The 22,434-nt window shown below is 34.4% G+C and carries 25 protein-coding genes; 5 read left to right on the plus strand and 20 right to left on the minus strand.

Features of this window, described 5'->3' with window-relative positions; genetic code table 11:
• Positions 1-330 precede the first annotated feature (330 nt).
• From RWN13_RS09210 to RWN13_RS09225, 4 genes are all read right to left on the minus strand, one after another.
• Positions 331-1,488: a hypothetical protein gene (locus RWN13_RS09210; protein WP_314062507.1), complete on the minus strand. Its 1,158-nt coding sequence runs from the start codon at positions 1,486-1,488 to the stop codon at positions 331-333.
• Between the two features lie 100 nt (positions 1,489-1,588).
• Positions 1,589-2,200, minus strand: a complete 612-nt coding sequence (locus tag RWN13_RS09215) for a hypothetical protein (protein ID WP_314062510.1) — start codon at positions 2,198-2,200, stop codon at positions 1,589-1,591.
• A 669-nt stretch (positions 2,201-2,869) separates the two neighbouring features.
• Positions 2,870-3,292: a type II toxin-antitoxin system HicB family antitoxin gene (locus tag RWN13_RS09220; RefSeq protein ID WP_314062513.1), complete on the minus strand. Its 423-nt coding sequence runs from the start codon at positions 3,290-3,292 to the stop codon at positions 2,870-2,872.
• 91 nt (positions 3,293-3,383) lie between these two features.
• Positions 3,384-3,554: a type II toxin-antitoxin system HicA family toxin gene (locus RWN13_RS09225; protein ID WP_314062516.1), complete on the minus strand. Its 171-nt coding sequence runs from the start codon at positions 3,552-3,554 to the stop codon at positions 3,384-3,386.
• A gap of 388 nt (positions 3,555-3,942) precedes the next feature.
• On the opposite strand from RWN13_RS09225, the gene RWN13_RS09230 reads away from it, so the two are divergent.
• Together RWN13_RS09230 and RWN13_RS09235 are read left to right on the plus strand one after the other, a co-directional pair.
• The gene (locus RWN13_RS09230; protein WP_314062518.1) at positions 3,943-4,707 is read left to right on the plus strand and encodes a hypothetical protein; all 765 of its coding nucleotides are present in this window, start codon (positions 3,943-3,945) and stop codon (positions 4,705-4,707) included.
• Positions 4,708-4,739: 32 nt separating this feature from the next.
• Positions 4,740-5,924, plus strand: a complete 1,185-nt coding sequence (locus RWN13_RS09235) for an XRE family transcriptional regulator (RefSeq protein ID WP_314062520.1) — start codon at positions 4,740-4,742, stop codon at positions 5,922-5,924.
• A 48-nt stretch (positions 5,925-5,972) separates the two neighbouring features.
• On the opposite strand, the gene RWN13_RS09240 is transcribed toward RWN13_RS09235, so the two are convergent.
• Complete coding sequence (locus RWN13_RS09240; protein WP_314062523.1) at positions 5,973-6,512, minus strand: hypothetical protein; 540 nt, start codon at positions 6,510-6,512, stop codon at positions 5,973-5,975.
• Positions 6,513-6,695: 183 nt separating this feature from the next.
• Between RWN13_RS09240 and RWN13_RS09245 the strand changes: the two genes are divergently transcribed.
• A complete protein-coding gene (locus tag RWN13_RS09245) occupies positions 6,696-6,905 on the plus strand; it encodes a hypothetical protein (RefSeq protein ID WP_314062525.1) in 210 nt (69 codons plus the stop codon).
• Between the two features lie 969 nt (positions 6,906-7,874).
• Here RWN13_RS09245 and RWN13_RS09250 read toward each other — a convergent pair.
• Both RWN13_RS09250 and RWN13_RS09255 read right to left on the minus strand, forming a co-directional pair.
• On the minus strand, positions 7,875-8,522 hold the full coding sequence (locus RWN13_RS09250; RefSeq protein ID WP_314062528.1) for a hypothetical protein: 648 nt from the start codon (positions 8,520-8,522) through the stop codon (positions 7,875-7,877).
• A 1-nt stretch (position 8,523) separates the two neighbouring features.
• Positions 8,524-8,844, minus strand: coding sequence for a hypothetical protein (locus RWN13_RS09255; RefSeq protein ID WP_314062529.1), 321 nt, complete (start codon positions 8,842-8,844; stop codon positions 8,524-8,526).
• Positions 8,845-8,945: 101 nt separating this feature from the next.
• On the opposite strand from RWN13_RS09255, the gene RWN13_RS09260 reads away from it, so the two are divergent.
• Positions 8,946-9,134, plus strand: a complete 189-nt coding sequence (locus tag RWN13_RS09260; RefSeq protein ID WP_314062531.1) for a hypothetical protein — start codon at positions 8,946-8,948, stop codon at positions 9,132-9,134.
• Positions 9,135-9,491: an IS66 family insertion sequence element accessory protein TnpB gene (gene tnpB, locus RWN13_RS09265; protein ID WP_314062534.1), complete on the plus strand. Its 357-nt coding sequence runs from the start codon at positions 9,135-9,137 to the stop codon at positions 9,489-9,491.
• Positions 9,492-10,109: 618 nt separating this feature from the next.
• On the opposite strand, the gene RWN13_RS09270 is transcribed toward tnpB, so the two are convergent.
• From RWN13_RS09270 to RWN13_RS09330, 13 genes are all read right to left on the minus strand, one after another.
• Entirely contained in the window at positions 10,110-10,676 is a 567-nt protein-coding gene (locus RWN13_RS09270) for a hypothetical protein (RefSeq protein WP_314062537.1), read from the minus strand.
• A complete protein-coding gene (locus RWN13_RS09275; protein WP_314062540.1) occupies positions 10,676-11,107 on the minus strand; it encodes a hypothetical protein in 432 nt (143 codons plus the stop codon). The genes RWN13_RS09270 and RWN13_RS09275 overlap by 1 nt, the downstream gene beginning before the upstream one ends.
• Positions 11,108-12,671: 1,564 nt before the next feature.
• Complete coding sequence (locus RWN13_RS09280) at positions 12,672-12,809, minus strand: hypothetical protein (RefSeq protein WP_314062541.1); 138 nt, start codon at positions 12,807-12,809, stop codon at positions 12,672-12,674.
• 139 nt (positions 12,810-12,948) lie between these two features.
• The gene (locus RWN13_RS09285; protein ID WP_314062543.1) at positions 12,949-15,396 is read right to left on the minus strand and encodes an FtsX-like permease family protein; all 2,448 of its coding nucleotides are present in this window, start codon (positions 15,394-15,396) and stop codon (positions 12,949-12,951) included.
• Positions 15,397-15,448: 52 nt separating this feature from the next.
• Positions 15,449-16,138, minus strand: coding sequence for an ABC transporter ATP-binding protein (locus tag RWN13_RS09290; protein ID WP_314062545.1), 690 nt, complete (start codon positions 16,136-16,138; stop codon positions 15,449-15,451).
• 16 nt (positions 16,139-16,154) lie between these two features.
• Positions 16,155-16,361: a hypothetical protein gene (locus RWN13_RS09295; RefSeq protein WP_314062548.1), complete on the minus strand. Its 207-nt coding sequence runs from the start codon at positions 16,359-16,361 to the stop codon at positions 16,155-16,157.
• Between the two features lie 19 nt (positions 16,362-16,380).
• Positions 16,381-17,463, minus strand: coding sequence for a S8 family serine peptidase (locus RWN13_RS09300; protein ID WP_314062550.1), 1,083 nt, complete (start codon positions 17,461-17,463; stop codon positions 16,381-16,383).
• Between the two features lie 20 nt (positions 17,464-17,483).
• A complete protein-coding gene (gene metK, locus RWN13_RS09305; RefSeq protein WP_314062611.1) occupies positions 17,484-18,668 on the minus strand; it encodes a methionine adenosyltransferase in 1,185 nt (394 codons plus the stop codon).
• Between the two features lie 172 nt (positions 18,669-18,840).
• Positions 18,841-19,266 carry a hypothetical protein gene (locus RWN13_RS09310; RefSeq protein WP_314062552.1) on the minus strand — a complete coding sequence of 142 codons (426 nt, stop codon included), beginning with the start codon at positions 19,264-19,266 and terminating at the stop codon, positions 18,841-18,843.
• 22 nt (positions 19,267-19,288) lie between these two features.
• Positions 19,289-19,450, minus strand: coding sequence for a hypothetical protein (locus RWN13_RS09315; RefSeq protein ID WP_314062555.1), 162 nt, complete (start codon positions 19,448-19,450; stop codon positions 19,289-19,291).
• A gap of 21 nt (positions 19,451-19,471) precedes the next feature.
• Positions 19,472-20,728: a GHKL domain-containing protein gene (locus RWN13_RS09320; protein WP_314062558.1), complete on the minus strand. Its 1,257-nt coding sequence runs from the start codon at positions 20,726-20,728 to the stop codon at positions 19,472-19,474.
• Positions 20,725-21,435, minus strand: coding sequence for a LytTR family DNA-binding domain-containing protein (locus RWN13_RS09325; protein ID WP_314062560.1), 711 nt, complete (start codon positions 21,433-21,435; stop codon positions 20,725-20,727). The genes RWN13_RS09320 and RWN13_RS09325 overlap by 4 nt, the downstream gene beginning before the upstream one ends.
• 35 nt (positions 21,436-21,470) lie before the next feature.
• Positions 21,471-22,076 carry an accessory gene regulator B family protein gene (locus RWN13_RS09330; protein ID WP_314062562.1) on the minus strand — a complete coding sequence of 202 codons (606 nt, stop codon included), beginning with the start codon at positions 22,074-22,076 and terminating at the stop codon, positions 21,471-21,473.
• Positions 22,077-22,434: the final 358 nt, after the last annotated feature.

Consider the following 22,434-nt stretch of genomic DNA (forward strand, 5'->3'; position numbering starts at 1 on the left):
AGTTGAAACTTTCTATTACTATTTAGGACACGTCCTTTTCTTCTTATGGTATAATTCTGCCAAAACCTGCCATGATTCTATCCTAACCTCAATATCCAAATTCCTAAACTCAGAAGATTCAATTTCCCTTTTAATGCCTCCCCAGAGTTACTTCACGATAATTATTCTCAGCACTTCAGTCGAAATTTTCACAAAGTCCTTATTCTTCAATCTAACAGGACACTCTCTAGTTAGTATTTGACGACTTCCTTGACAAAAAATCAGAAATGGAATACTCCTTCAAATTTTTAGGAGCAATCTCTAATGAACTTAAAGTATATTTTTATACACCTAATCTTTCTCGCAAGTGAATATAATAATTTCTTCATGCAAAATACTCAAGTCCCCATCATTTTTAACTTTTTCGCACACTATTCCATTCGCTTTTAATAAGTATTGTGGCTCTGATTTACAGTTTCTATATTCTACTTTGACTTGGCTTTTCCTAAATATTTCCCAAACTTTATAGAGTATAAACGGTAAATGAATAAAGTTGCTCAAATATTTACTTTCTTCTTCAGTTTCATTAATATGTACAATAATCATCTCCTTTGATTCATCATATGAATCAAATCTCAAACTCATCAGCGACAAAGTAATTTCAAAGTCTGCTATTAATAACTCTGGCTTAATTGCCGGTATTGATTCTTTTATCTTCATCATTTCAATTTTAGAAAGTTCTGTTACTTCACCTGTAAAATCTGCAATAAATAACGCTCTCGCTAATTGCAACAAATTTGCACTTCTAGTTATTTCGGCATAGTAAATTAGTATTTCATCTGTTGACAATTCATGAGAATTTTTATTCCCTCTAATTTCAAATATTAATTCTGCCTTCAAACCATCTATTATATAATTTTTATATTGAGCCAAATTTCGCCAATTACTAATTTTATACTGAACAGGTAATCCAGTTTGAAATAGATGACTCATACTTGGCTTACATTTTATTAATAAATAATCGTTCATTACCCCTAATTTCATTTTCTTCAATATGCTAATTTCTACTTTATACCCATTCTCCAAATAATATATTATCTGATATAGTTCTCTAAAATGATACTTTATCATTCCTTCTGCCATGTCCCCAATAAGGTTTAATGCAGTTTCAAAAGTATCATAAGGATCACTATTATCATATAGTTTACTAATTTGATCATGCTTTTTTTGCCATAAGTTATTATCGTTCGCGATGTCTTTATCTTGTCCAATAATGAATGTTAGTATGTCGGGACCATAAGCATTAAGTCCTTGTCTGTATACCTTTACTACTTCTAACAAGTCCTTTTTAAAATGGATATCTCCAACCTTCTCATAGTTACTAATAAAGGAAGCTACTCTTATAGATAAAGGATCTGTAGATGCTTTATCTAATTTATCTTCATTTGTAAATAAGCCTTTTAAAATCTTTTTTGTATTAATTGTAATGTTATTATCTCTTACGCTCATTATATGGCTCCTCATCTTTTCATTTTCAGCATAAAAGTGGCTAAATTAAAGAAATGCTAAACAAATTAGTTTTCAAATACATTATTAAAACCAAGTTCCATTAATGCGGTACTGGCAATTTCTTGCTATTTACAAACTCTTCCAGTTCATCTACAAATTTTTGATAGCCTTCTGGCTGAATTTCTTCTTTAGATGTCCCTTTACCACTCTTATAAAAAGCAGTGCCATCATTATATTGAATGCACAGTTGCCAATTATAACCCTCTCCCCCCATCTCATCTAACACTTGCTTGTCTCCGTAAGAATAGTCAGTTAACCAATCGGTAACATTATTTTTTATAAAAATATCTTCTACAACCTGTATGTCTTTTTCCGTCAACGCTTCATCCAATTCGGCAACTCCAATAGTTGAATCACCTGGGTTTAGAAAGAGTCCTTTGTTTGCTAAATCTACAGCAATTAGTCTCTCCCATGCTAAATTGTTTATTTCATAAAAATAAAATTTAGCTATTTCTTCCACACCCTGTTCCTTACTAGTAATACTCTGCTTATTTCTTCTTAATTTTTCAAAATCCGATACAGGCGGAACCTGATTTGCATTAATCATAGACGAACTTTCCATTGTCTTTTCCTCTTTACTAGTCTTTACATTATTGTTAGAACAAGCCGATAATAAAGTTAATACAGTCAGAAAATAGATACAAATTTTCATTTGTCCTTACCTCCCATTTCCTTAATTGCTTCCTTCATACTTTCATTAGATTTAGGCAAATATTTTTCTATACTTTTAAGTCTCTCAGAATGCTCGGGTTCTGGAACCATTTCTCGTCCAAAAAATCCCGCAAATCCTTCGATGTTTTTCTTGTATAATGACCCGTTCATCACGAGAAAGGTGTTTGTCTTTGCGTGTTTCTGTGTTAAACTGATTTTGCGTTATAGCGATTTCACCCTTTATTGTTTGGCTTCAGAACCTCAATAATACCTGAAATTTGTCTATGACGTTATTTTTTATCTCAAGTGGCTAACTTGATTATAAAATGTGCCGTTGAAAAATAAATAAATTGTTTTTAAGAAGAAGGCCTTTTTTTGGTTTATTTATTATTATTTAATATTTAAATTACAGAAAAAAGCTACTCTATTTGAAGACAGCATTCCAAATTGTCCACCTCTGCGAAAGAACCATTTCTTCGCACGACTGGTAAAAAGCCTTCGCCATACTCACATAAAGCTTCAGGTGGTCTCCCGCCCATTTAATATGTCTAAATGCTTACAAGTCAACATAGACAAAGAAATAGAAAAATCTGTGTCAACTTTCCTTGACTAACTCAAACGAAAAAAGTCATATGTTTGCTGGCATATGACTTTTAACCACTATAGAAGATTAATTAACTAGTAAATTTCGTAAAGAATCAGTTAGTAATTCTGAAAAATTAACTTTATGCTCCTTGCCTAACACATCTAAATAATTAGGTATCGTCACATTTTTCCTAACAGACTTATTATCATTAGCATACTTAAAATTTCTAAAATTGACATCTACTGTAGTGACTATGTCATTCTCACTTTTTTTAAGTGAGCCAATGTTTCTATAATCCACCTCTTGCTCTGGAAATACACTTCCTTTTCTATCCAACTCGACTAGATGATTACCGATATAGTCTCTTGCCATTTCTATTGACTCTTCAAACGTTTCAGCTTGGGTAAAACCATTAAATGCTGGTATCTCAATGACGAAATCAAAACCTGACGAGTCATTTTTAGTTTCAGAAATGACTATGGGATACAAATATATTTCTTTTTTCATAGCTTACACACCTCCCCTTTTCAAAATATAGTTAATTTGTGGATAATATGAATCGCAAGACCGATTAATTCTAGCTGACTAACAGCGGGGGTTATAACCCCCACTTTTTAATCAGGGATTGTGCTAGTCGTTCGTTTATCTCTCGATGACGTGGTATCTGTTCTGTAGCGTTTCCGTTACTCCAAATATCATGCTTACCGCCCGAACGAAGAATGCTCCAACCCTTTTTCTTGAATTTATTTTCTAAGTCTCTCTTTTTCATATTCTTCTACTATATATGTATTATTATACGCATGAAAATATGTTTTATCAAGAGTTTATGCGTGTAAATATACACCGGCCATCGATGAACTAAGGGTTTTTATTACCATTCTTCCATTCAAACTCATGTATATGTGGGTTGGCGAAAAAATAAAATTCCTACTTATATTCTTCCGATTTATCAACCTAAAAAGGAAACTTGAAAATTATTAAAGCAAAAAAGAGACATTATTCGTGTCTCTTTTTATTATTTCACTACCTTTTCAAAAAAGTAATTATTCACCTACATTTTTGAATAATAGTGCTTACTTTAAAAAAAACTAAAAATTAATGTTTTTACTTTAAAAATGTTGTATACTAACAGAGACAAATAGATTGGAGGTTTATGTATGGATGAATTTAAATTGCATGAAACAATCAGTAAAGCAATAGTTGATGGTACTTTGAAAGGGTACTTACAGTATCTTGAAGAGCGTAAAAGTAAAAAAGAGTCAATGAGTGTTAGTGGTGCTTACGCTTGGACAAAAGGAAATCACATCGATGATCAAGTTTCTAAAATTGGACAAAACCACAATGTACAGTTTAAAATTGAAAAAGCTGGCTATACCTGGGAATATTTACAGTTTTCAGTTAGCGAAAATGCTGAAAATTATATGGTTATCGTAAAAAACTCTAGACGAGTGAAAAAATCATTTGATGATCAAAAAAAGAAGGCCAATGAAGATAATTATTTGGTGAATTTAGCTGATATAAATACAGACGTTTTAAAGAATAGCGAGCAAAACTTTGTTGTTCAACCAGAACAAATTCAACTTGAATTAAATGACCCAGAAGAAGTAAGGGCTGTTATAGAAGGCAAGCAACTGAATGTCACTCAAAAATACTCGCGCTTTTATATTGTGACCTACGAAATTGATGATGAAACTAAATTCGTTGAATCCATTCAATTAACTATGCCTAATCGTCAAACGATGAACCTAGAGCTAATTGAAGATTTAAGTTATCTTATTCAAGATAGTGAGTATGAAATTACTACTGAAGATGTAGAACCAATTATGAATGAAAAAGTGTCTGATCAGACTATTTTCTCAGGTGATTCAAACGCATTTGGTTATTCTATCCCTGAAGAAGAAAAAGAAGAATCTGGAAACTAGTTCTCCAACAAATAAGCAAGGATGTGATTACAATGTTTTTCGGAGAGAAATTACAAAGTGTCAGAGAATTAAATGGTCTCTCCAGAAAGGAACTTGCTGACAAATTAAATTTAAGCGAACAAGCAATCTGGCAGTATGAAAATCAATATACTGTACCAAAATTTGAAGTGGCTAATGAATTTAAAAAAATTTTTAATGTAAAAGCTCAATTTTTCTATACAGAACCATTTGCAACCAATATTTCTAAAGTTGAAAGTATTGCCTACCGAGCTGAGGATCGAGAGGCTCGTAAAAAAACAAAAATGGAAACAACTTTTATTGATTTTATTAGTTATTTTTTAGATAAGTTTGAAAGTAAACTCAATTTGCCAACTAGTCCCCTTCCATCATTAAGAGACGAATCAATTCAACTTTATAATATGTCAATGGAAACAAATGACAGGCTCTTACAGTTAGAAAAGATTGCTGAAAATGCTAGAAAAAGATTGGATGTACAATCAAATTCAGAGCTTCTTTACAAGCTTGAACTTTCAGGAATATATATTTTAGAAAAAAATATGGGAACAAGTATTGATGCTTATAGTACTTGGACTAGTCAAGAAAAACCGTTTATTATTCTTGGTAACAAAAAAAAATCAGCAGTTCGAAGAAATTTTGATTTAGCCCATGAATTAGGACACTTGCTACTTCATTACAAGATTGATATGGATAGCCTAACAAAAGATGAACATAAAATAATTGAAAAAGAAGCAAATGACTTTGCCTCTTTTTTCCTTCTTCCAAAAGAGCAATTCTTAAAAGACTTTTCAACTATTTCAAAGAAATCAAATCCTGAATCATATCTGGATTTAAAAATGAAATATATGGTTTCAATTGGCGCCTTAGAGTATCGTGCTTATAAAATGGGACTATTGACGTTTGAAGAAAATCGTTACTTTTACGCGACCCTAAATCGAAAAGACTACAAAAAGAATGAACCTTTAGATGAAGATATCGCGATTATTAGACCTGGAAAAGTTCGTTCTTTGCTAGACTTAATTTTTAAAAATCACTTATTTTCATTAAATGATATTCTAAATGACTATTATATTGACCGTTCATTTTTAGAATCTCTATTTGGGATTGAACATAAATTTCTAAGCAAGTACTCTGAAGAGTCTAATAGAGAATATTTTAATAACTCAAATGTTGTTTCTTTGTTCCCTAAGGAAAACTAATTAATATTGAAGGACGTTCTTATTAGGACGTCTTTTTTTTCGATTAAATTAAAGGGTAATTTCAAAGTAATGGAGATTAAAATGGTAATAAAAATAAGAAATCCTACAATAATCTATTCTAATACTTTGTTTTCCTTGTTTATCATAAATTATAATAGTTTTTTCAATATTTCCACTAGAACCAAGTTTATTGAATTCTATTTTACTATTTGGAACTCCGTCCATGGAAGAATAATTCTTTTTATAGTACTCTTCTGGTAAAAATGGCTCACTAGCAAAATCACTAGGTCTTGTGACAGAATCACTCATAAACGTATCTGCCATTTTTTTTACCATACGGGCACCATAAGCTTGCCCAAAGGCCTCCATCACTGGCGTAACCATTCCTGCATATAGAAACTTATTTTTTTCAACTGCTGTTAATTTTTTTCCAGCGTGCGGATGAATTCCTTTACTCGCACATAAGATATACTTTTGATAAACTGTGTTTAAATCATCTGTCTTCTTGACAAGAATCTCTTCAGCTGGAATATCACCGACCTTCATGCCTCTAAGCATGCCTAAATTCAATTTACCATCTTTAAACATTTGATGGCACATACTCTTCGCAACACTAATGTTATATAGTATAATAAATAATAAGATAGTGGTTATCGAAGGATATTAATTTTTCGTAATATGCAACATCAATTTGTATGAGAATATCTAGAAAGGAATATCTGGAAGAGGTTGATACAAACGTTAGCCAACCAACAACAGATATAGGCGAATATGAAAAAAAAAAATAAATACAGATTTGAAGTAAAATTAGGTTTCTTTGTATTAGTACTGTTTGGGCTTTCACACACATTAGTTATGGCTTCGGAAATCGTAAGAGGATTTTTAGCTACCTTATCTATTGCGTTAATCGTAATTGGATTCTTATCTGATAATAGTTATGAGCAATTAAAAAAAAAGAAAAAAAAGATTTTAACGAACTAAAAGTACTTTTAATATTTCATTTTTCGTGATTTGATGTGACAACGAATATGAAAAACGCAATACCGTCTTAATGTAACTCAGAGTATTGTTAACATTCGTATGATTTTAGAAAAATCACGTTGTGAAATTATTTTCGTTATATAGATAGCCACTATCAAAATTAATTCTGTAAGTGGACAATAGTTTCTTCTCAACACCATGTGTGGTACCGGAAACTCAAATTTATTGCGATTGTGTATCTGTTCAGCTCTATTATGTTACTTTATAGGTACTTTCTTCAGATATCCCGTCACTCTCAGTGTGCTCAATGGAGCAAATGATTGCTGATTTATCTTTCTAGGATAAACGCATCAATTTCCAGCAACCGGATGAAAACGTTTCCATTCCATGCGAAGTAGATTAGAAAATTGATTTCTTACCATGCCCCCTCTAGTCTGATTATTTCGGAGAATTGAGCCATCATTTCGGGAATCGTGGGCCACGAAAAAGAGTTGGTCTACTTCTAAATCAACTCTTTCTTTTTATCTAGCTCTCATCGAATGCTCTCCTTCAATTAAAATACATGGATCATTTATTAAATTAATTGATAGCTCATCAAATCGTTCAATTTCCTTATTCTCAGTTCTTACTCTTGTCACCAACTTAACAGATGACGTTATATCAAACTCCTTAATAATCCTCAGTTGCCCTTTTCATTTAATTTCCCCGTCTATATCAATATCAGTACTGCCTTCATCTTTTTTCTGATAGCTCTTCCTAACTCCTAACATTATCATGAATATGATAAGAACCATCTTTATAACCCTTCCACAGCTCTGGCTAAAAATACCCAGCATGCGCTCAACTTATCGTTTTTAACCGCACTCTTTAGCCTTTTGTATATCGAATTTAATTGATTACGCTGAGACTTGTTTCTATTTTTTATGCAATTAGGAATTTCTTCGTATTAACTATTAGCAGCTTTATTAGCTAATTATGGATGACTAATTCCTCTATTAATTGGGTGATTGTCTTTTTAAAATCATAATTGTTAAAATAGTCAACGATTATGTTTTGCACAAACTCATTGTCAATTGTTTCATCACTAATATACTTCAAAAATAAATCATAAACTTCTTGATTTTGATATTTTGATAGCAGTATACATATAGGCAATAATAATTCTGGATCTGCCTCATATTTAGTTAGAAAATAGTCTGCCAATAGTTTGGCTGACTTATCGGTCATTTTGTTTTCTATTGCTTTAATAAATATAATTTTCTCATCACAAGAATAGATTTCTGATGTAATTAATTTAATTAGTTCTTCTGTGTTCAAATCCTCTTCAAGTATATTTAATTGGCTACTAGCCACACCATCTCTCGCTTCTTTATCATCATTATAATAGTCCTCTAAAAAAGTTGGATAGTCAACTAACTCATAAATCAAAGAATTTATATCCTTAACATATGAACTAATATTGCTTTTGTATACTTGAAAATCTTGAATCTCATATATTGATAATCCACTAAAGTCATCAACTATTCTAATATCATCATCTTTTTTTATAATAACTGGATAGAATTTATTAATAGTTATATCTCTATTTTTTTTGTTAGAAATTGCTTTTACAATCATATTATCTAACCCCCTTTGGTATAAAATTATTATCCAAGTCTATTATCCAAAAATTATCAGTGAGTCCATTCCTGATTTTTAGATCTTTAGGGATTGGTACTTTCATTTTCACATCATAAAAACTTATTTCACCAGTTTTTAGATTTTGATAATAATGAACTTTTCCTTTCCCCATCAGTGTTTCATAACTATATGTGGACTCCATTTTTGCCCAGGCTGACATTGAACTTCCATTTTTAGTAAGTTCGGAAATCACCTTAGAGTCTTTCAAATCGGAGACTGATATAATTGGTTTGGAGTTTTCAAGTATATCACCTTTCATTTATAGGCGATCTTTAGTAGGCGTCAAATAGAATGACGGCTATTGTGAACCAGCTGTCTATCATATACTAGCATTATCAACTATATGAAAGGCGGTTTCAAGTGGATATTGTATCGGTACACTTAACCCAAGGCACCAAACCAGGTCAACCAAGCTCACAAACAGCTCAGACTCAGACTCAAAAGAATCCGTTAGTTTGTCGGATTCGCCTTGAGAAAAATCGGGATGTTCAATTTTTTCAAGGGGCAGATCCCAAGTTGATTCAAGCTGTTTTAAGGGGGTTAGCTTAGATGTTAGTGGATTTCTCAAAAGTAGATCATACTTATCTTGTTTGCGGCTTCACTGATTTACGCAAAGGAATTGATAGCTCAGCCAGTCTTGTTCATTCTCATTATCAGCTTGATTTATATGACAATGCCGTGTTTCTATTTTGTGGCCGCCGAACGGATCGGTTTAAGGCCTTGCATTTTGATGGTGAAGGCTTTTGGCTTCTCTACAAACGATATGATGGTGGAAAACTTAAATGGCCTCGTTCTAGAGAGGAGGTCACCGAACTGTCTCCCAAACAACTCGACTGGTTGTTTAACGGATTTTCAATTGATCAACAGCCAAGAATCCAGTCATCAAACCCACGAACTTTAATGTAAAAAAAAGCTCAAAACGTTGTTTTCATCACGTTTGGGCTTTTTTTACATGTGCATAAATAGTACAATAAAAATAGAATAATCAGAGAGAGGTGACCGTCATGGATGAGTTAGAACAGCTACGCCAATCAAACAAAGAGATACTCAATCAATTGGGCATCGCTCTTAGCCAAAATAAAGAATTTATCGCTGAGATTAAGCGCTTATAAGTATTTGAAGTACCTCTTTGAATGTCTCCCTCAGTTGCCTATCCATCAACAACCAGAATTAGTTGAGGCGTTACTGCCGTGGCAGCCTCAGGTTCAGTCTGCCCTAATTAAATAGGCCTAATCATGATTCTTATCCCAAGAATACCTTGATTAGGTCTATTTGTCATACCGTCATTCTATTTGAGGCTTACATATAATCCATCATTGACAGATTACATCTCTGTTTGTTTCTCTATTAATCATCTATGAGTGTTATTTTTTCAAATTGGCTACAAATACCGTTGTTGCCGCTTGGACAACCTTACCAAATAAACAGTAGCTTTTACTAGTTGAGAAACCATGACGATTCCTTTCTAAGCCTCGACAGCTTAATCTATTCACTATCCGAAAGATATTAAAACTTATTGTCACCTCAAATAGCCAAAGTTTTTAAAGTATCAGAAAGTTCAAGTAACAATTTCTTTCCCTCGTTTTTACTGAAAGTAATGATTTCTAATTGGGCATAATTTTCAATAAAATAATCAAACGTTTGAAAGGTCGTTTTCTCAGGTTCTTCAATCTCTTCCCATAAATACTGGGGGCTAATCTCTAAGTAGATTGTTTCATCTACGCAATATATCCAAGTTGAATTCCTTATATTGCGCGAGGCAGACCACAATAAATAATCATCAGTTAAATCCTCTTCGTTAGCATCTAGCTCCTCATTCATTAAACGATGAAAATAGCAACTCCACTCGTAACCAATTCCATGAGGAAACAACTCAGGTGATAGCGTAAGCTCTCCATTTATCGCACGCTTAACCTGATTGCTCAGCGCTTGGTAACCTTCGATAGCAAAATCCTCAAAAACGAGATATTCTTTTTGATCATTTATTACCTTAATTGATAGCTCATCAAATCGTTCAATTTCCTTATTCTCAGTTCTTACTCTTGTCACCAATTTAAAAGATGGAGTTACATCAAACTCTTTAATAACCATTATTTTATTTTCCCCTTTTTATTTACTTTCCCTGTTTTAATCAGTACTGCCTTCATTTTTTCTGATAGTTCTTCCCAACTCCTAACATGACCATGAAATTGCCCCGTTACGGTTTTATCCAATACAACAAATTCCCCTTCACTGACCGCGACTCTTCTATCAGTTGTAGCCTCCTTCAACGGTACCGAATTATCTAATGCATCTTGGCCATTTTTAGGTTTTTTACTTTTGGTAGAGTTTCCTTTACTACTATGATAAGAAGCATCTTCATAAATCCCATTTGGATTCTTATGCCCATTCCCACCACTTCCTAAACTTTTCATAGCACTGACTAGAACCAAACCTGAATGCGCCCAGATTGCCCCAGTCGTAGCCAATGAACTTGGCAATGCTACCACACTCGCTCCACCAGTTACAGGAGCTGCTAGCAATGAAATCCCAGTACTTCCTGCCAACCATGTGGTACAGGCATCATCAAATACTATCTAGCAACGCTCAAAACATGGACGTCATCATGATTATAGACGGTTAAAACATTACCCCTCTGCTAATCACAGGTATTTCCCGAAGAACTATTTCATCTGAAGTATTCTGTTATGTATTAATAATATCGAAAAACAACTATTTTGTAGCCCCCCTATTCAAACCATGTTTATTTTAAAAGCCAATTTGGATTCATTTTAAACGGCTGGCCCACCATTTATCTTGGATGTTCCATTCCAATCTCATCCATCATATCTTCTCGAAAATAATCTAAATTCTAGATCCTTAACTAGTAATCAGTATCATCTAAATAAAAGGTTGAACGCTCTATCACCACCTAACCAATCAATTAAAAAAACTAACCGAATGAGCGGTTTCATATAGTAAAAACTGCGGCCTTAACAGTTGCTTATTTCTCCATGTAACGTTGGTAATCAAGCTTTTAAGATAATACGACTCTCTTTTTTTGCCTATAATCTCTTTGGATTCACCCGTTTACTAGTAATAAGTGATTTTAATAATCACATTATGTCACTATCCACGAGATAGTCTAATCCGCCAGACCAAGGAGCTGTCTTTAAACAATACATCCTATAAAAAGGCCGTTCCACAGTCATTAACTAGTAACCCTTCACCCATAGATTTAGCTATTTTTATGATTTCCCCTTGACAAGCAAACGTTTTCATTATATACTCATTAAAAGATGAAATTTAGTTTTTTTTAAGAATATTATTAATACTGGATAAAATAACTACTTTTTTGTTGTCGTTTGCCTACCTATTATCAACCTAAAAAGTACGTAAACGCTCAGACGACATAGGTTTAATAACAAATAATTATTTGCAAAAACCTCATAAACAGCATATTAATAGTAATTTAAAAACTATTTAAATAACGATTTTTGTAATTTTTACGTAAACGCCGCGTTTACATCATCGACAATGAAAAATAATAATTTTAACGCATCTTCAAAAAAAATAAATAAACATAACAGGTTCCTCAATTTATACTTAGGTTTAAATTTTTTATAGCCTCAAGTATGCTCTCTTGAAACCATATGACACAGAAATTATTTTGTGTCATTGCTTAGTCGATTAAAATAAAGCATCTTTCCTAATTTTAGGAGAGGTGCTTTATTGTTTAATCTAATCAAATCCCCAGGCAATTCGAACCAAACTACATTCACTATCAGTCACTAAATTGACTTGCTTTGCCCTCTTCTCCTGGTATTTCATAATCTTAAGATCCCAGCCGGAGCTACTTTATTCAAACTATTTTGAGTTTTTTCGTTTTAGGTGCACTTGTAAGTTCACCGTCTACATTTGATAGGTCCCACCAAATGTAGACGATACTTTTACTTGACTATTGGTTGTGCCATCAAAGACATAATGGTTGACGACAACCTGTTAGCTAAAGGCAATCCTCATCTGTAATTTTATCACTCTCATCTGACACATTCCCTTTAATTTCAATTTTTGTTGCCTTTTCATTTGTGTGTTGACTGGTAACGACTAATTCTTGTGAACAGTTAGCAATTCACCCTTATGAATTGTTTGCCCTGCCACACGCCATTCTTTTTTGACAGAGACATTAGTTTCAGCCTGACTAATATCATTACTTTTCATCATTAGAGCGATTAAAAGCTTCAATAGCTTAGTCTTCCAGAACTCTTGCAAACTAAAGAGAACGAAAAAATGATTCAACATAGATCCAAGAGGTAACAGGATGGAACCTCCCTGCGCCCTTTACTCTCTGATTAAGTAAAAAATATCAACCACCTATGGATTCTTATATGTCATATTTTTCAATCCTTTTAATTGGGCTGACTCGAATGATATTAAAATACGAAACCAAAGATACTCCTAGAGTCACCAAAATGAGAATCGGTGAAATAATCAATAGTGGGTCAATCACCAGACGATACGTTGCTGACCACTGTCCTTCGATATAACGTTTAACCACCGTACTAATCAGTAAAAAACTGAGAAAAAAAGATAAAATCAGTGTAACCACTGAATAACAGAGCCCCTCAATCAGAAATAGCGTGCGCATTTGCTTGTTTGTCATACCAAGGCTCTGCATAATCCCAAACTCTTTACGACGTGCTGTAGCTGAGGTAATCACTGTATTGACCAAGTTAAGCATGCCAATGCTAAAAATAACTATACTTAATAATGTTTGAACGAGCATCATTGCCGAAGTCTCTCTCTTATATCTTGACGCCAGCGTTCGAGCTGATGTAACGGTCACTTCATCATTACGATGTTCATTGAAATAACTCTCAATCGTTTTTTCTCCTAATTCATTCACATTGAGATATAATTTTCTGATTTCCTTATTTGGATAAAGACGCTCAAATTCGTGATAAGGAATAAAAAAAGAGAGAGAAAATTCTGCCTGTTTACTTCTTCTTGCTTCACTAATCGTCACTGGCGCCTCTACTATTGCCATCACTTCAAATTCTTTCCCCTGTATGATTACTTTCTCTCCCACCTGATAGGTAGGTTGCTTAGGATTCGCTGGATCATAGACACCTTGAGCAATGACATAGTTTCCTTTGTTAAACTTCTCTTCATTCCAACTGCCCTGTAATAAGCCTTCTTTGGTGACCAGATTTTCCGATACAATTCCATCAATCCCATAAATAATCTCCATACATTTTCCTGTTTCAACCATTCTTTGATAACCTTCAGTCCAATTTTCATTGGAAGACATTTGACTGAGAATTGCCCCGGCATTTCCTTCGTAGTAGTTCTTTAGCTGTTTCATGAGAGTCTCTGGTAATCTTTCTTGAACTTCTTGAGTCATCAATCGCCCTTTTTTAGTTACGCCCTGTAACTGCTCAATTTCAGTCACCAGAGACTCTGGGAGCACCATCTTATGAGAGTCATTGATCCTCTTATCTTCTACAAAAGATGTATCCGCAATACTATAATCACTAATGGCGAACTCGTTTTGATATTTATCCATATCAAAACTTTTATCAATCGCGTATACACAACTTAGCATCACCAATCCCATCACCATAAACCCAATAGATATGATGGTTCGCATTTTATTTCTAGATAAACTCAATAAGCTCAACTGGAAGAGTAAAGGTAGACCTGGCCACTTTTTTTCGCTCTTATGACTAAATCCATAACTTTCATCTTCATTCAACAATTCAGTTGTAGAAACTTTTCCAGCCGTTCTGGCAGGGATAATACTTGAAAGAACAATGACTAAGAATATCAGTAGCACCGTGATTAAACTATCTCCCCACTTAATACTAGTACTCCCTCCGGAAAAATAGCTATTCAAGATTCGATTGACAAACGAGCCACCAAATCCCCCACCAATTATGAGGCCAATTAACATCCCAATAAGCCCAATGATCAGTGCCTGAAAGAACACAACACTATAAATTTGATAGGCGCCTGCTCCTAATGTTTTCATTCTACCAAATAGCTTAATCTCATGTTTAATTGAAATCTGCATCACATTTAACAAGATTAACCCACCACAAAATAAAATAATTATGATAGCTACATAATATAAGCGATTCTCTTTAGTTAAATAGTGAAGCGTGTCTGGGTCGTAGACCCAGTTTACTCGATATTGTCTTTCCTCCAATTTCAACTGGCTAATTACTTTTTGAGAGGCATCAGCGCTCGTTTTATCATCTGGAAATAAGACCGCAGCACGGTAAATAGAAGCTTTGTCACTTTTCATACTGCCAGAGGCCAACCAAATTCCCGATTTTTCTTGCGCGGATCCTGTCCAATACCCCACTAAGGTCAATTTTTCTTCCTGAAACATGTCCTTTGTCTTAAATTTATAGACGATTGTTTCGCCAATTCGAACCGGAACACCCATCTCTCGTAAAGTTTCAGCGCTTACTACTACTTCATTCCGTTTAACCGGTGCCTCTCCATAATCAGGAGTTAAAAAGTTTTCTTTCGTGTAAAGTTGATCCATTTCAATCAAATTAACTTGTTGGCTGTGTTCATTCACTTCAATCGTACTTGCCTTCGACTGACTTATGCCAATTTTTGTCCCCTTCACTACGTTCTTCGCTGATTTTACCTGCTGAAGAGTCAAATCATTGATAATTAAGTGAGCACTCGTACCTGCTTGTTTTTTAAAGTTATCTTGCCAACTTAGTGTAATATTTGAGGTCATTACCAGCAGTAGGAGTGTAAAGAGTGTCATGATTGACACTGTTAAAATCATAATAAAATTTCTTAGTTTATTCACTTTGATACTTCTGAATGCAAATCTTCTCAGGACTCGAAAATGTATTTGTCTTTCAGTTATTTTTTTTTCTTTTTTCATCTATGCGTTCTACCCTCCCATCACGTAAGTGGATAATCCGATCTGCTAGCTCAGCTATCTCTTGATCGTGGGTTACGATGACAACGGCTTGGTTAAACTCCTTGATTGTCATTTTTAATAGTCCAATAACCTCTAGACTTGTAAAGCTATCTAAGCTTCCTGTTGGCTCATCCGCAAGAATTAGTGCTGGCTTAATCGCTAAAGCTCTAGCTATCGCCACCTTCTGCTTCTCTCCTCCAGACAAAATATTGGGTAACAGAGACATCTTATCTTCTATTTGAAGAAGAGAGGCAATTTGCATGATATACTCTCTATCCGCCAGTCGACTATCCAATTCTAGAGGAAATGTAATATTTTCGTAGACATTCAACACTGGCAGTAAATTATAATTACGAAAAATGAAGCCAATATGTCTTCTTCTATAAGATGCAAGTCCTTCTTCATCTAAAGTAGCCAAGTTCATGCCATTGACTTGAACTAATCCAGAGGTTGCTCGGTCTAACCCACCGATAATATTCAACAAAGTCGATTTGCCACTCCCAGAAGGCCCATTAATTGCCGTAAGTCCCTTCCCTATATCCAGACTAATATCTTCTAGAAGATTAATTGATGTCCCATTGGACAAAAGAGACTTATTTAACTGTTCAGTTTTTACCGTACCCATATCTTCATCACTTTCCTTAATTTAGAGTAGAAATTGTTGGCAACATCACTTGTGTGAAACAATCGCTTGTACACCTTTGAGCATTCACACCCTTGCAACTCGCATACCCATCAATCTCTTCTGCCATAAAAAATTCATCATCATCAAAGTCTTCATAATCACTTGCTTCCAGTTCAGGGACTGTTTGTCTTACCTTCTCTTTGTTATTTTTTTTTTTGAGCATTCTATTTCCCTCCTCCTACTTACTTATAGATACTTCTTATTTGAAAACTGTTCTCTGCTGTCAAGCAGATTCTCTGGTAAGTATTAATGATTGGAAAGACCGTTATAGTCATTTTTTGTTGCTTTTCCAGTAGTTTAACTAAATCATTCAAATACGCTTGATTCTCATTAAGGAATTGATTACTGATTGCCCCAAAGAAGAAAATATCCGCCTTTTGAACATATGCTTCAACATCCAGCATGGATTGCCCAACCATCGCATCAAAACATAATTCCACATTTCCAATCTGTTTATACATGCCATACAAGCGCATATTATTAATATCCATATCGTCTGCAAAAAATAATATACGCTTATCTCGGAAACCATCATTCTCAGTTGTTTCATATTTATTAAAAAATATTTTAGACGCATTTTGCTGTTGACTAAACTGCTCTAAATAATCGATAAAACTTTCAACTAAAGAACGATCAATTTTACGGGTTCCTATAAAACTAGAGAACAAGCCCGCTAATAGTGGACAAAGATAACTATTCCCTTGTCTAATCGTGCAACGAATTGCATCTGGAATATAGACCATATTATCCGAAAATTCAACAATTCTCTCTTGATAGGCCACCTGACAAATATCGGTTGGTATTTCTGAGGTGGTCACGCCAATCACACAATCAAAATTGGCCGGATAAGACTTCGTCCCCGGTAGATTATGGTCTGCCGCAAAGATGACAATGTTTTTTTTCTGTGCCTCTAAACAGACTTGTTCTAATAAATGAATCCGCTTAGCAGAAGCCGCACAACTCCCCAAACTCAAATTTACAATATCCGCTTGAATTTCAATACAATACTTAATCGCATTGATGATGTCCGACAATAAACAGCGATTTTGTTCATTTAAAACTCGAATTGAAATAATTTCAATATCACTAGTCTCTCGTAATAGGACCTTGATAATCTCTGTCCCATGGGAATTCACCTTCCCTTGGTACTGTTGTTTTAATTCGCCATCTTCATAATACAAATCTTGAAGAGTCACATTTTGGAGCAGTTGATCCGTTTTGTCAATCCCTGAATCAATCACAACCACTTTCTTTTTCTTAATCATGCTAGACTTCCTCTCAATTTTTATACTGCTTGAACAAGCGAAGCCTGATAGCTACGGATAGCTTCCACCATATCCGTCCTTTCCCAAGAAAACAGCGTGTCCTTTCTACCAAAATGGCCATAACAGGCTGTTTTTTGGAACATAGGACTTCGTAAGTTCAGCAACTGAATAATTGCATCTGGCGTTAAGCAAAATAACTCGCTAATAACATCGGAGATTTGTTCATCTAAAAGCAGTCCAGTTCCAAACGTATTCACATTGATAGAAACTGGCAGAGAGACACCAATGGCATAAGCCAATTGAATTTCACATTTCTTCGCTAGTCCTGCTGCTACAACATTTTTTGCAATGTACCTTGCAGCATAGGCACCAGAACGATCCACTTTAGTGGCATCTTTACCAGAAAAAGCCCCACCACCATGTCTAGCCATTCCGCCGTAGGTATCCACAATAATTTTCCGACCAGTTAAACCGCTGTCACCATTAGGGCCACCAATCACAAAACGTCCGGTTGGATTAATAAAAATTTTTGTTTCTTCATCTATTAAGTGAAACGGAATACACTGTTTGACTACGTGCTGCATGATATCCTTTCGTAATTGTTTGACTTCAACCGTCTCATCATGTTGTGTAGAAATAACTATTGTATCTACTCGTATAGGATTATCCTCTTGATCATATTCGACCGTTACCTGTGCCTTCCCATCTGGACGTAGATAAGTCAATCTCTCGTCTTTTCTGAGAAATTCCAATTTTTGCGTTAGTTGATGAGATAAGACTATAGGTAACGGCATTAGTTCTTCTGTTTCACTACAAGCGTAACCAAACATCATGCCCTGATCACCAGCTCCAATAGCCTTGTCTAAATGCCAATCCTCATCCACACCTTGGGCAATATCCGAAGACTGTTCTTTAAGGGAAACCAGAATCTGGCAGGTATCTAACGCAAAGCCATCCCGGTCTTCTTGATAACCAATCTCTTTAATCGTAGACCTGACAATTTCTTCTATATCAATCGTCGCTTTGGTAGTTATTTCACCCATTACAAACACAATGCCAGTATTGATCGCAACTTCACAAGCTACACGACTATAGGGATCCTGGGCAAGACAAGCATCCAATACAGCATCGGATACTTGGTCACATATCTTATCTGGATGTCCTGTCGTCACTGATTCTGATGTAAATACTCGTTTCATAATTATTCCTCACTCTCGCTTTTTTTATTCTTTTCTCTTATCATAAGATTCTTTTTTACCTCTTGCCATAGTTGATGCCTAATCCACGCTTTTTCTTGTCTAACTCATCAAAAAAACGATTAAAAGAACTCAAAAATCGCCTATTATCAGCTTAAAAAAACTGGTAATAGGCGACACATTAATTATATGGCTTGATAATAATTTGCTGATTACATTCAACTAATTGATCTCTTAATTTTGAATTAATCGTCAAGTTTACATATTTCTCACCTTGCTTAATCGTGACAGAAACGTCAAGAAAACAATTAATACCATCAATTGACAGTAACTTCACTTGTTTAGAGAATATCCTCATAACATCCTCTTGCTCAATTGGACGGGCCATTATATAATCATAGTCAAATGTCTTGTGATGATCTCTGTTCGTATTTAGAACTCGTTCGATGTACTGGAAGTACTTTTTCGGCATGAGCTCTTCTAACACTATCTCTATTTCAGAAGAGCCGTTGCATTCTCGAATCGCCTGTATGAGTCTTCGAATCGCAAAATCTGGAATAATGATAAACTCGTTGCTTTCTTCAAAATAAACGTCGCAGTTGCTCAATGGCCTACCTCCAGTGCGTTACTTATCTGTCAGCATATGCTGCTTTTAAACTTGATTTCAAATCGGCAGTAATTTTTTTTTGACAACATCTCCCGTGACAACAACTTGAAAAAACAACTTTTCCAGAATAATTCAAAATAAATTTTAACATCATTTTATTGAGATAACACTTAACATTCTTCATCCAAACTCCTCCTAATATTTACTATTGTATCGGTAACACAATATTTATCTTAAACACTTTTTCCTCTTGCTCAATATCCAAATACCCCTGATATTTTTTTAAGGCTCTCTTTACATTCGCTAAGCCATAACCATGGAAGGTACGATTCAATTTAGACGTCTTTTGAATAGGTTCCTTGATTTCAAGCATCGAGTTTCTAATCACAATAATGAGCAGATGACATCTGCGTTGAGTACTTATAAATAGAAATTTTTCTGATTCCTCCACTTTAGCTGCTGCTTCAATGGCATTATCTAGTAAGTTACCAAAAATAGTACTAATGTCTAAACTTTCGATAAATTGTCCCCCTTGAAATTCAATATCACACTCCATTCTAATCCCTTTTTCCTGAGCTAACCTGACTTTTTCACTCATAATAATATCCAAAAATTCATGCCCTGTCGCAACATAACTTTCATAGCCTTCAATTTTCTTCCTAATTGTCTCCGCAGTAGCATCATCTTTTAGCAGCAGTAGGTGATTCTTTAAATCATGATAAATCCCTCGTACATTCTCTTCATCAGATTTTCTACGTTCATAATAATCGGCTTTCAGTTCTTGCTCATAACGCACAACTTCTTCCTCAGTAGTTTTACGTTGTAGGCGAGTATAACGATCCAGGAAAAAAAGAATATAGATATAAGCGAACAGAATCGCAACTGAGCAAACTAAGTAAATCACCCGCCCTGATTGATTCTTAATTTGCGGCATCAGTATAAATAGACATTCCATCACCAACAGGAAAGGGATACTCACACATAATATTGGCATTAATTCCTTCATTGTTTCTTGATCTTTCTCTTTATTTGTTAATTTTCTTAATAAAGTCATTGAGAAAAAAAAGAGTCCTAAATATACAAGAAGAATTGAGGGAACAAAGTCTTCATAAATCATATTGTCCGCCACTACCGGCTTATTAAAGATATTCCAAATAGCAAAAGGTATTTCACTGCTAAATGTCAATACCGCACAATACACAATCCCATAAGAAAATAGTTTTAACACAGAGCAGCGGTATATAAATTGGCCTAAGGTCACTATTGTAATTATAATGAAAAAAAACTTAGGCCATATTGGAAAATCTAATCTCGTCATAGTAATACTACCAATTACTAGAGCACCAAATAGAACAGCTTGTCTCCCCTTTCCTCCTTTTAATTGTTCATTTTGCAACAGATAGAACAACATCCACGTTTCTATAACGGTGACAACGCTATCAACAATCGTATTTATCATCATATTTTTTCTCCCCAATATCTGGCTAGACTCTTCATAAAATGCTTTCTCTTCGATTGGCTGATAGGGATAATTTCGCCAGTAATTAGTTGTGCATCAGGTTGTTCAATCTTCTCAATATAGGCTAAGTTGACAATATAAGCAGAATGACAACGACAAAATCCTTGTTCCTGTAGCTCGTTTTCCAATTCCTTTAATTTTTTTGAACAGGCAATCGTACGCCCTTTAGTATGAATCAGAACCTTTCTATTTGAGGTTTCAATGTAGCTTAACTCTTTAATCAATACTTTATGGATGCCTTCTTGATTTTTTAAAACTATATAAGGCTCTTCATCTTGGGAGTATTTCTGATACCACGCATTCAATTCCATTTCCAAACGTTTGTACGTGATCGGTTTTATAAGATAGTTAAAAGCCCCTACCCGATAGCCATCTAACGAGTGCTGTAATAACGAAGTCAAAAAGATAATGCTAACAGATGTATCTCGCTGTCTTACTTTCTCTGCGGTCTTTATCCCATCTATTCCTGGCATTTTAATATCCAGAAATAAGATATCTAGATCGCCTGAATATTTTTCCAATAATTCTAGACCACTTGAAAATGTGACAACTTTTATCTCTTTTTCATTCTCTCGACCGTATTGCTTAATAATTCCACTTAATTTCGTAACAATTGCTTCAGAATCATCACATATTCCAACCCTAATCATTTTATCACTCCCTAATTCTAACATTCATACTTTAATTATAGCTGTTTACTTAGCCGCAGGGAACTGTTTCTTTCAATTAGCCCAATGACTAAAAAAAGGGCTATAACAATAATAGCTAAACAACCATACACTAAAATGTCTAATAAAATGGGGAATATGAGGTAGGATACTCCTAGGGCCAGAACTATTAAAAATAACCGTTTAATCGTTTTCTGACGAAATGCTACCTTCTCTTCTTCTGTTAACGGCTTATTTACATGATCGACTGGTGCAAGAATGAAAATGATAAGAACTGAAATCCCTGCAAACACGATAAGTAATTGATGTAAGTCTTCAGCCATCAACCAATTGATACCTAAGAAAAAAGCAATCGTACTGGAGGTAAAAATCAGAATACAATTTTTATAAGACGTCGCATGATACCCACCACAAGCCACTCGAATATAGGTAAACACCACTAGAAATAGAAGCATTTCGATTACTTTCCCCATCATAGCTGCTGCAGACAGTACAATGATATTGCTTATCATATCCGATATAAATAATTCGCACCCGTAGTGATAGGCACTAACGTGTTCTTTCTTAATGACGCTGCCCTTCGTCCAATTTGTGACAATTTTATTTGAAAGTTTACTGATCATACTTTACTCTCTCCATTTTTTAATTTGATGATTCCAGCTTAGTGTTCAGTTAATCCAAATACAGACTTACAAATACAGTGGCTCGCATAAGCAACTGTATTTGTATCGCTCTAACTCATGGCCATCAGATTTTATCATTTTTTTGTTGTCTTCTCTTTGATCTATCCTTTTCCATATTCCATCCCTCCAATCATTGTAGCATGATCTGTAACCAAATATCTTTGATTTCCGCCATTTGTGTTTTTATTAACAAGCTCTTATTCCATCATAATAGTTATTTCAACTTTTGCCATAGTTAGTGTCTAACTCATGCTTTTTATTGTCTAACTCATTAAAAACTCTGTAAGTCTATTTAAGA

Source organism: uncultured Vagococcus sp. (assembly GCF_963518325.1).
Taxonomy (GTDB): Bacteria; Bacillota; Bacilli; order Lactobacillales; family Vagococcaceae; genus Vagococcus_D.

Excerpts from the sequence above, each read along its gene's own strand:
- RWN13_RS09210 (WP_314062507.1), bottom strand. The coding sequence starts at position 1,488 with ATGAGCGTAAGAGATAATAACATTACAATTAATACAAAAAAGATTTTA.
- RWN13_RS09325 (WP_314062560.1), bottom strand. The coding sequence starts at position 21,435 with ATGATTAGGGTTGGAATATGTGATGATTCTGAAGCAATTGTTACGAAA.
- RWN13_RS09225 (WP_314062516.1), bottom strand. The coding sequence starts at position 3,554 with ATGAAAAAGAGAGACTTAGAAAATAAATTCAAGAAAAAGGGTTGGAGC.
- RWN13_RS09295 (WP_314062548.1), bottom strand. The coding sequence starts at position 16,361 with ATGCTCAAAAAAAAAAATAACAAAGAGAAGGTAAGACAAACAGTCCCT.
- RWN13_RS09320 (WP_314062558.1), bottom strand. The coding sequence starts at position 20,728 with ATGATGATAAATACGATTGTTGATAGCGTTGTCACCGTTATAGAAACG.
- RWN13_RS09220 (WP_314062513.1), bottom strand. The coding sequence starts at position 3,292 with ATGAAAAAAGAAATATATTTGTATCCCATAGTCATTTCTGAAACTAAA.
- RWN13_RS09330 (WP_314062562.1), bottom strand. The coding sequence starts at position 22,076 with ATGATCAGTAAACTTTCAAATAAAATTGTCACAAATTGGACGAAGGGC.
- RWN13_RS09230 (WP_314062518.1), top strand. The coding sequence starts at position 3,943 with ATGGATGAATTTAAATTGCATGAAACAATCAGTAAAGCAATAGTTGAT.
- RWN13_RS09240 (WP_314062523.1), bottom strand. The coding sequence starts at position 6,512 with ATGTTTAAAGATGGTAAATTGAATTTAGGCATGCTTAGAGGCATGAAG.
- RWN13_RS09290 (WP_314062545.1), bottom strand. The coding sequence starts at position 16,138 with ATGGGTACGGTAAAAACTGAACAGTTAAATAAGTCTCTTTTGTCCAAT.
- RWN13_RS09315 (WP_314062555.1), bottom strand. The coding sequence starts at position 19,450 with ATGAAGAATGTTAAGTGTTATCTCAATAAAATGATGTTAAAATTTATT.
- RWN13_RS09250 (WP_314062528.1), bottom strand. The coding sequence starts at position 8,522 with ATGATTGTAAAAGCAATTTCTAACAAAAAAAATAGAGATATAACTATT.
- RWN13_RS09215 (WP_314062510.1), bottom strand. The coding sequence starts at position 2,200 with ATGAAAATTTGTATCTATTTTCTGACTGTATTAACTTTATTATCGGCT.
- RWN13_RS09235 (WP_314062520.1), top strand. The coding sequence starts at position 4,740 with ATGTTTTTCGGAGAGAAATTACAAAGTGTCAGAGAATTAAATGGTCTC.
- RWN13_RS09245 (WP_314062525.1), top strand. The coding sequence starts at position 6,696 with ATGAAAAAAAAAAATAAATACAGATTTGAAGTAAAATTAGGTTTCTTT.
- tnpB (WP_314062534.1), top strand. The coding sequence starts at position 9,135 with ATGTTAGTGGATTTCTCAAAAGTAGATCATACTTATCTTGTTTGCGGC.
- RWN13_RS09255 (WP_314062529.1), bottom strand. The coding sequence starts at position 8,844 with ATGAAAGGTGATATACTTGAAAACTCCAAACCAATTATATCAGTCTCC.
- RWN13_RS09300 (WP_314062550.1), bottom strand. The coding sequence starts at position 17,463 with ATGATTAAGAAAAAGAAAGTGGTTGTGATTGATTCAGGGATTGACAAA.
- RWN13_RS09270 (WP_314062537.1), bottom strand. The coding sequence starts at position 10,676 with ATGGTTATTAAAGAGTTTGATGTAACTCCATCTTTTAAATTGGTGACA.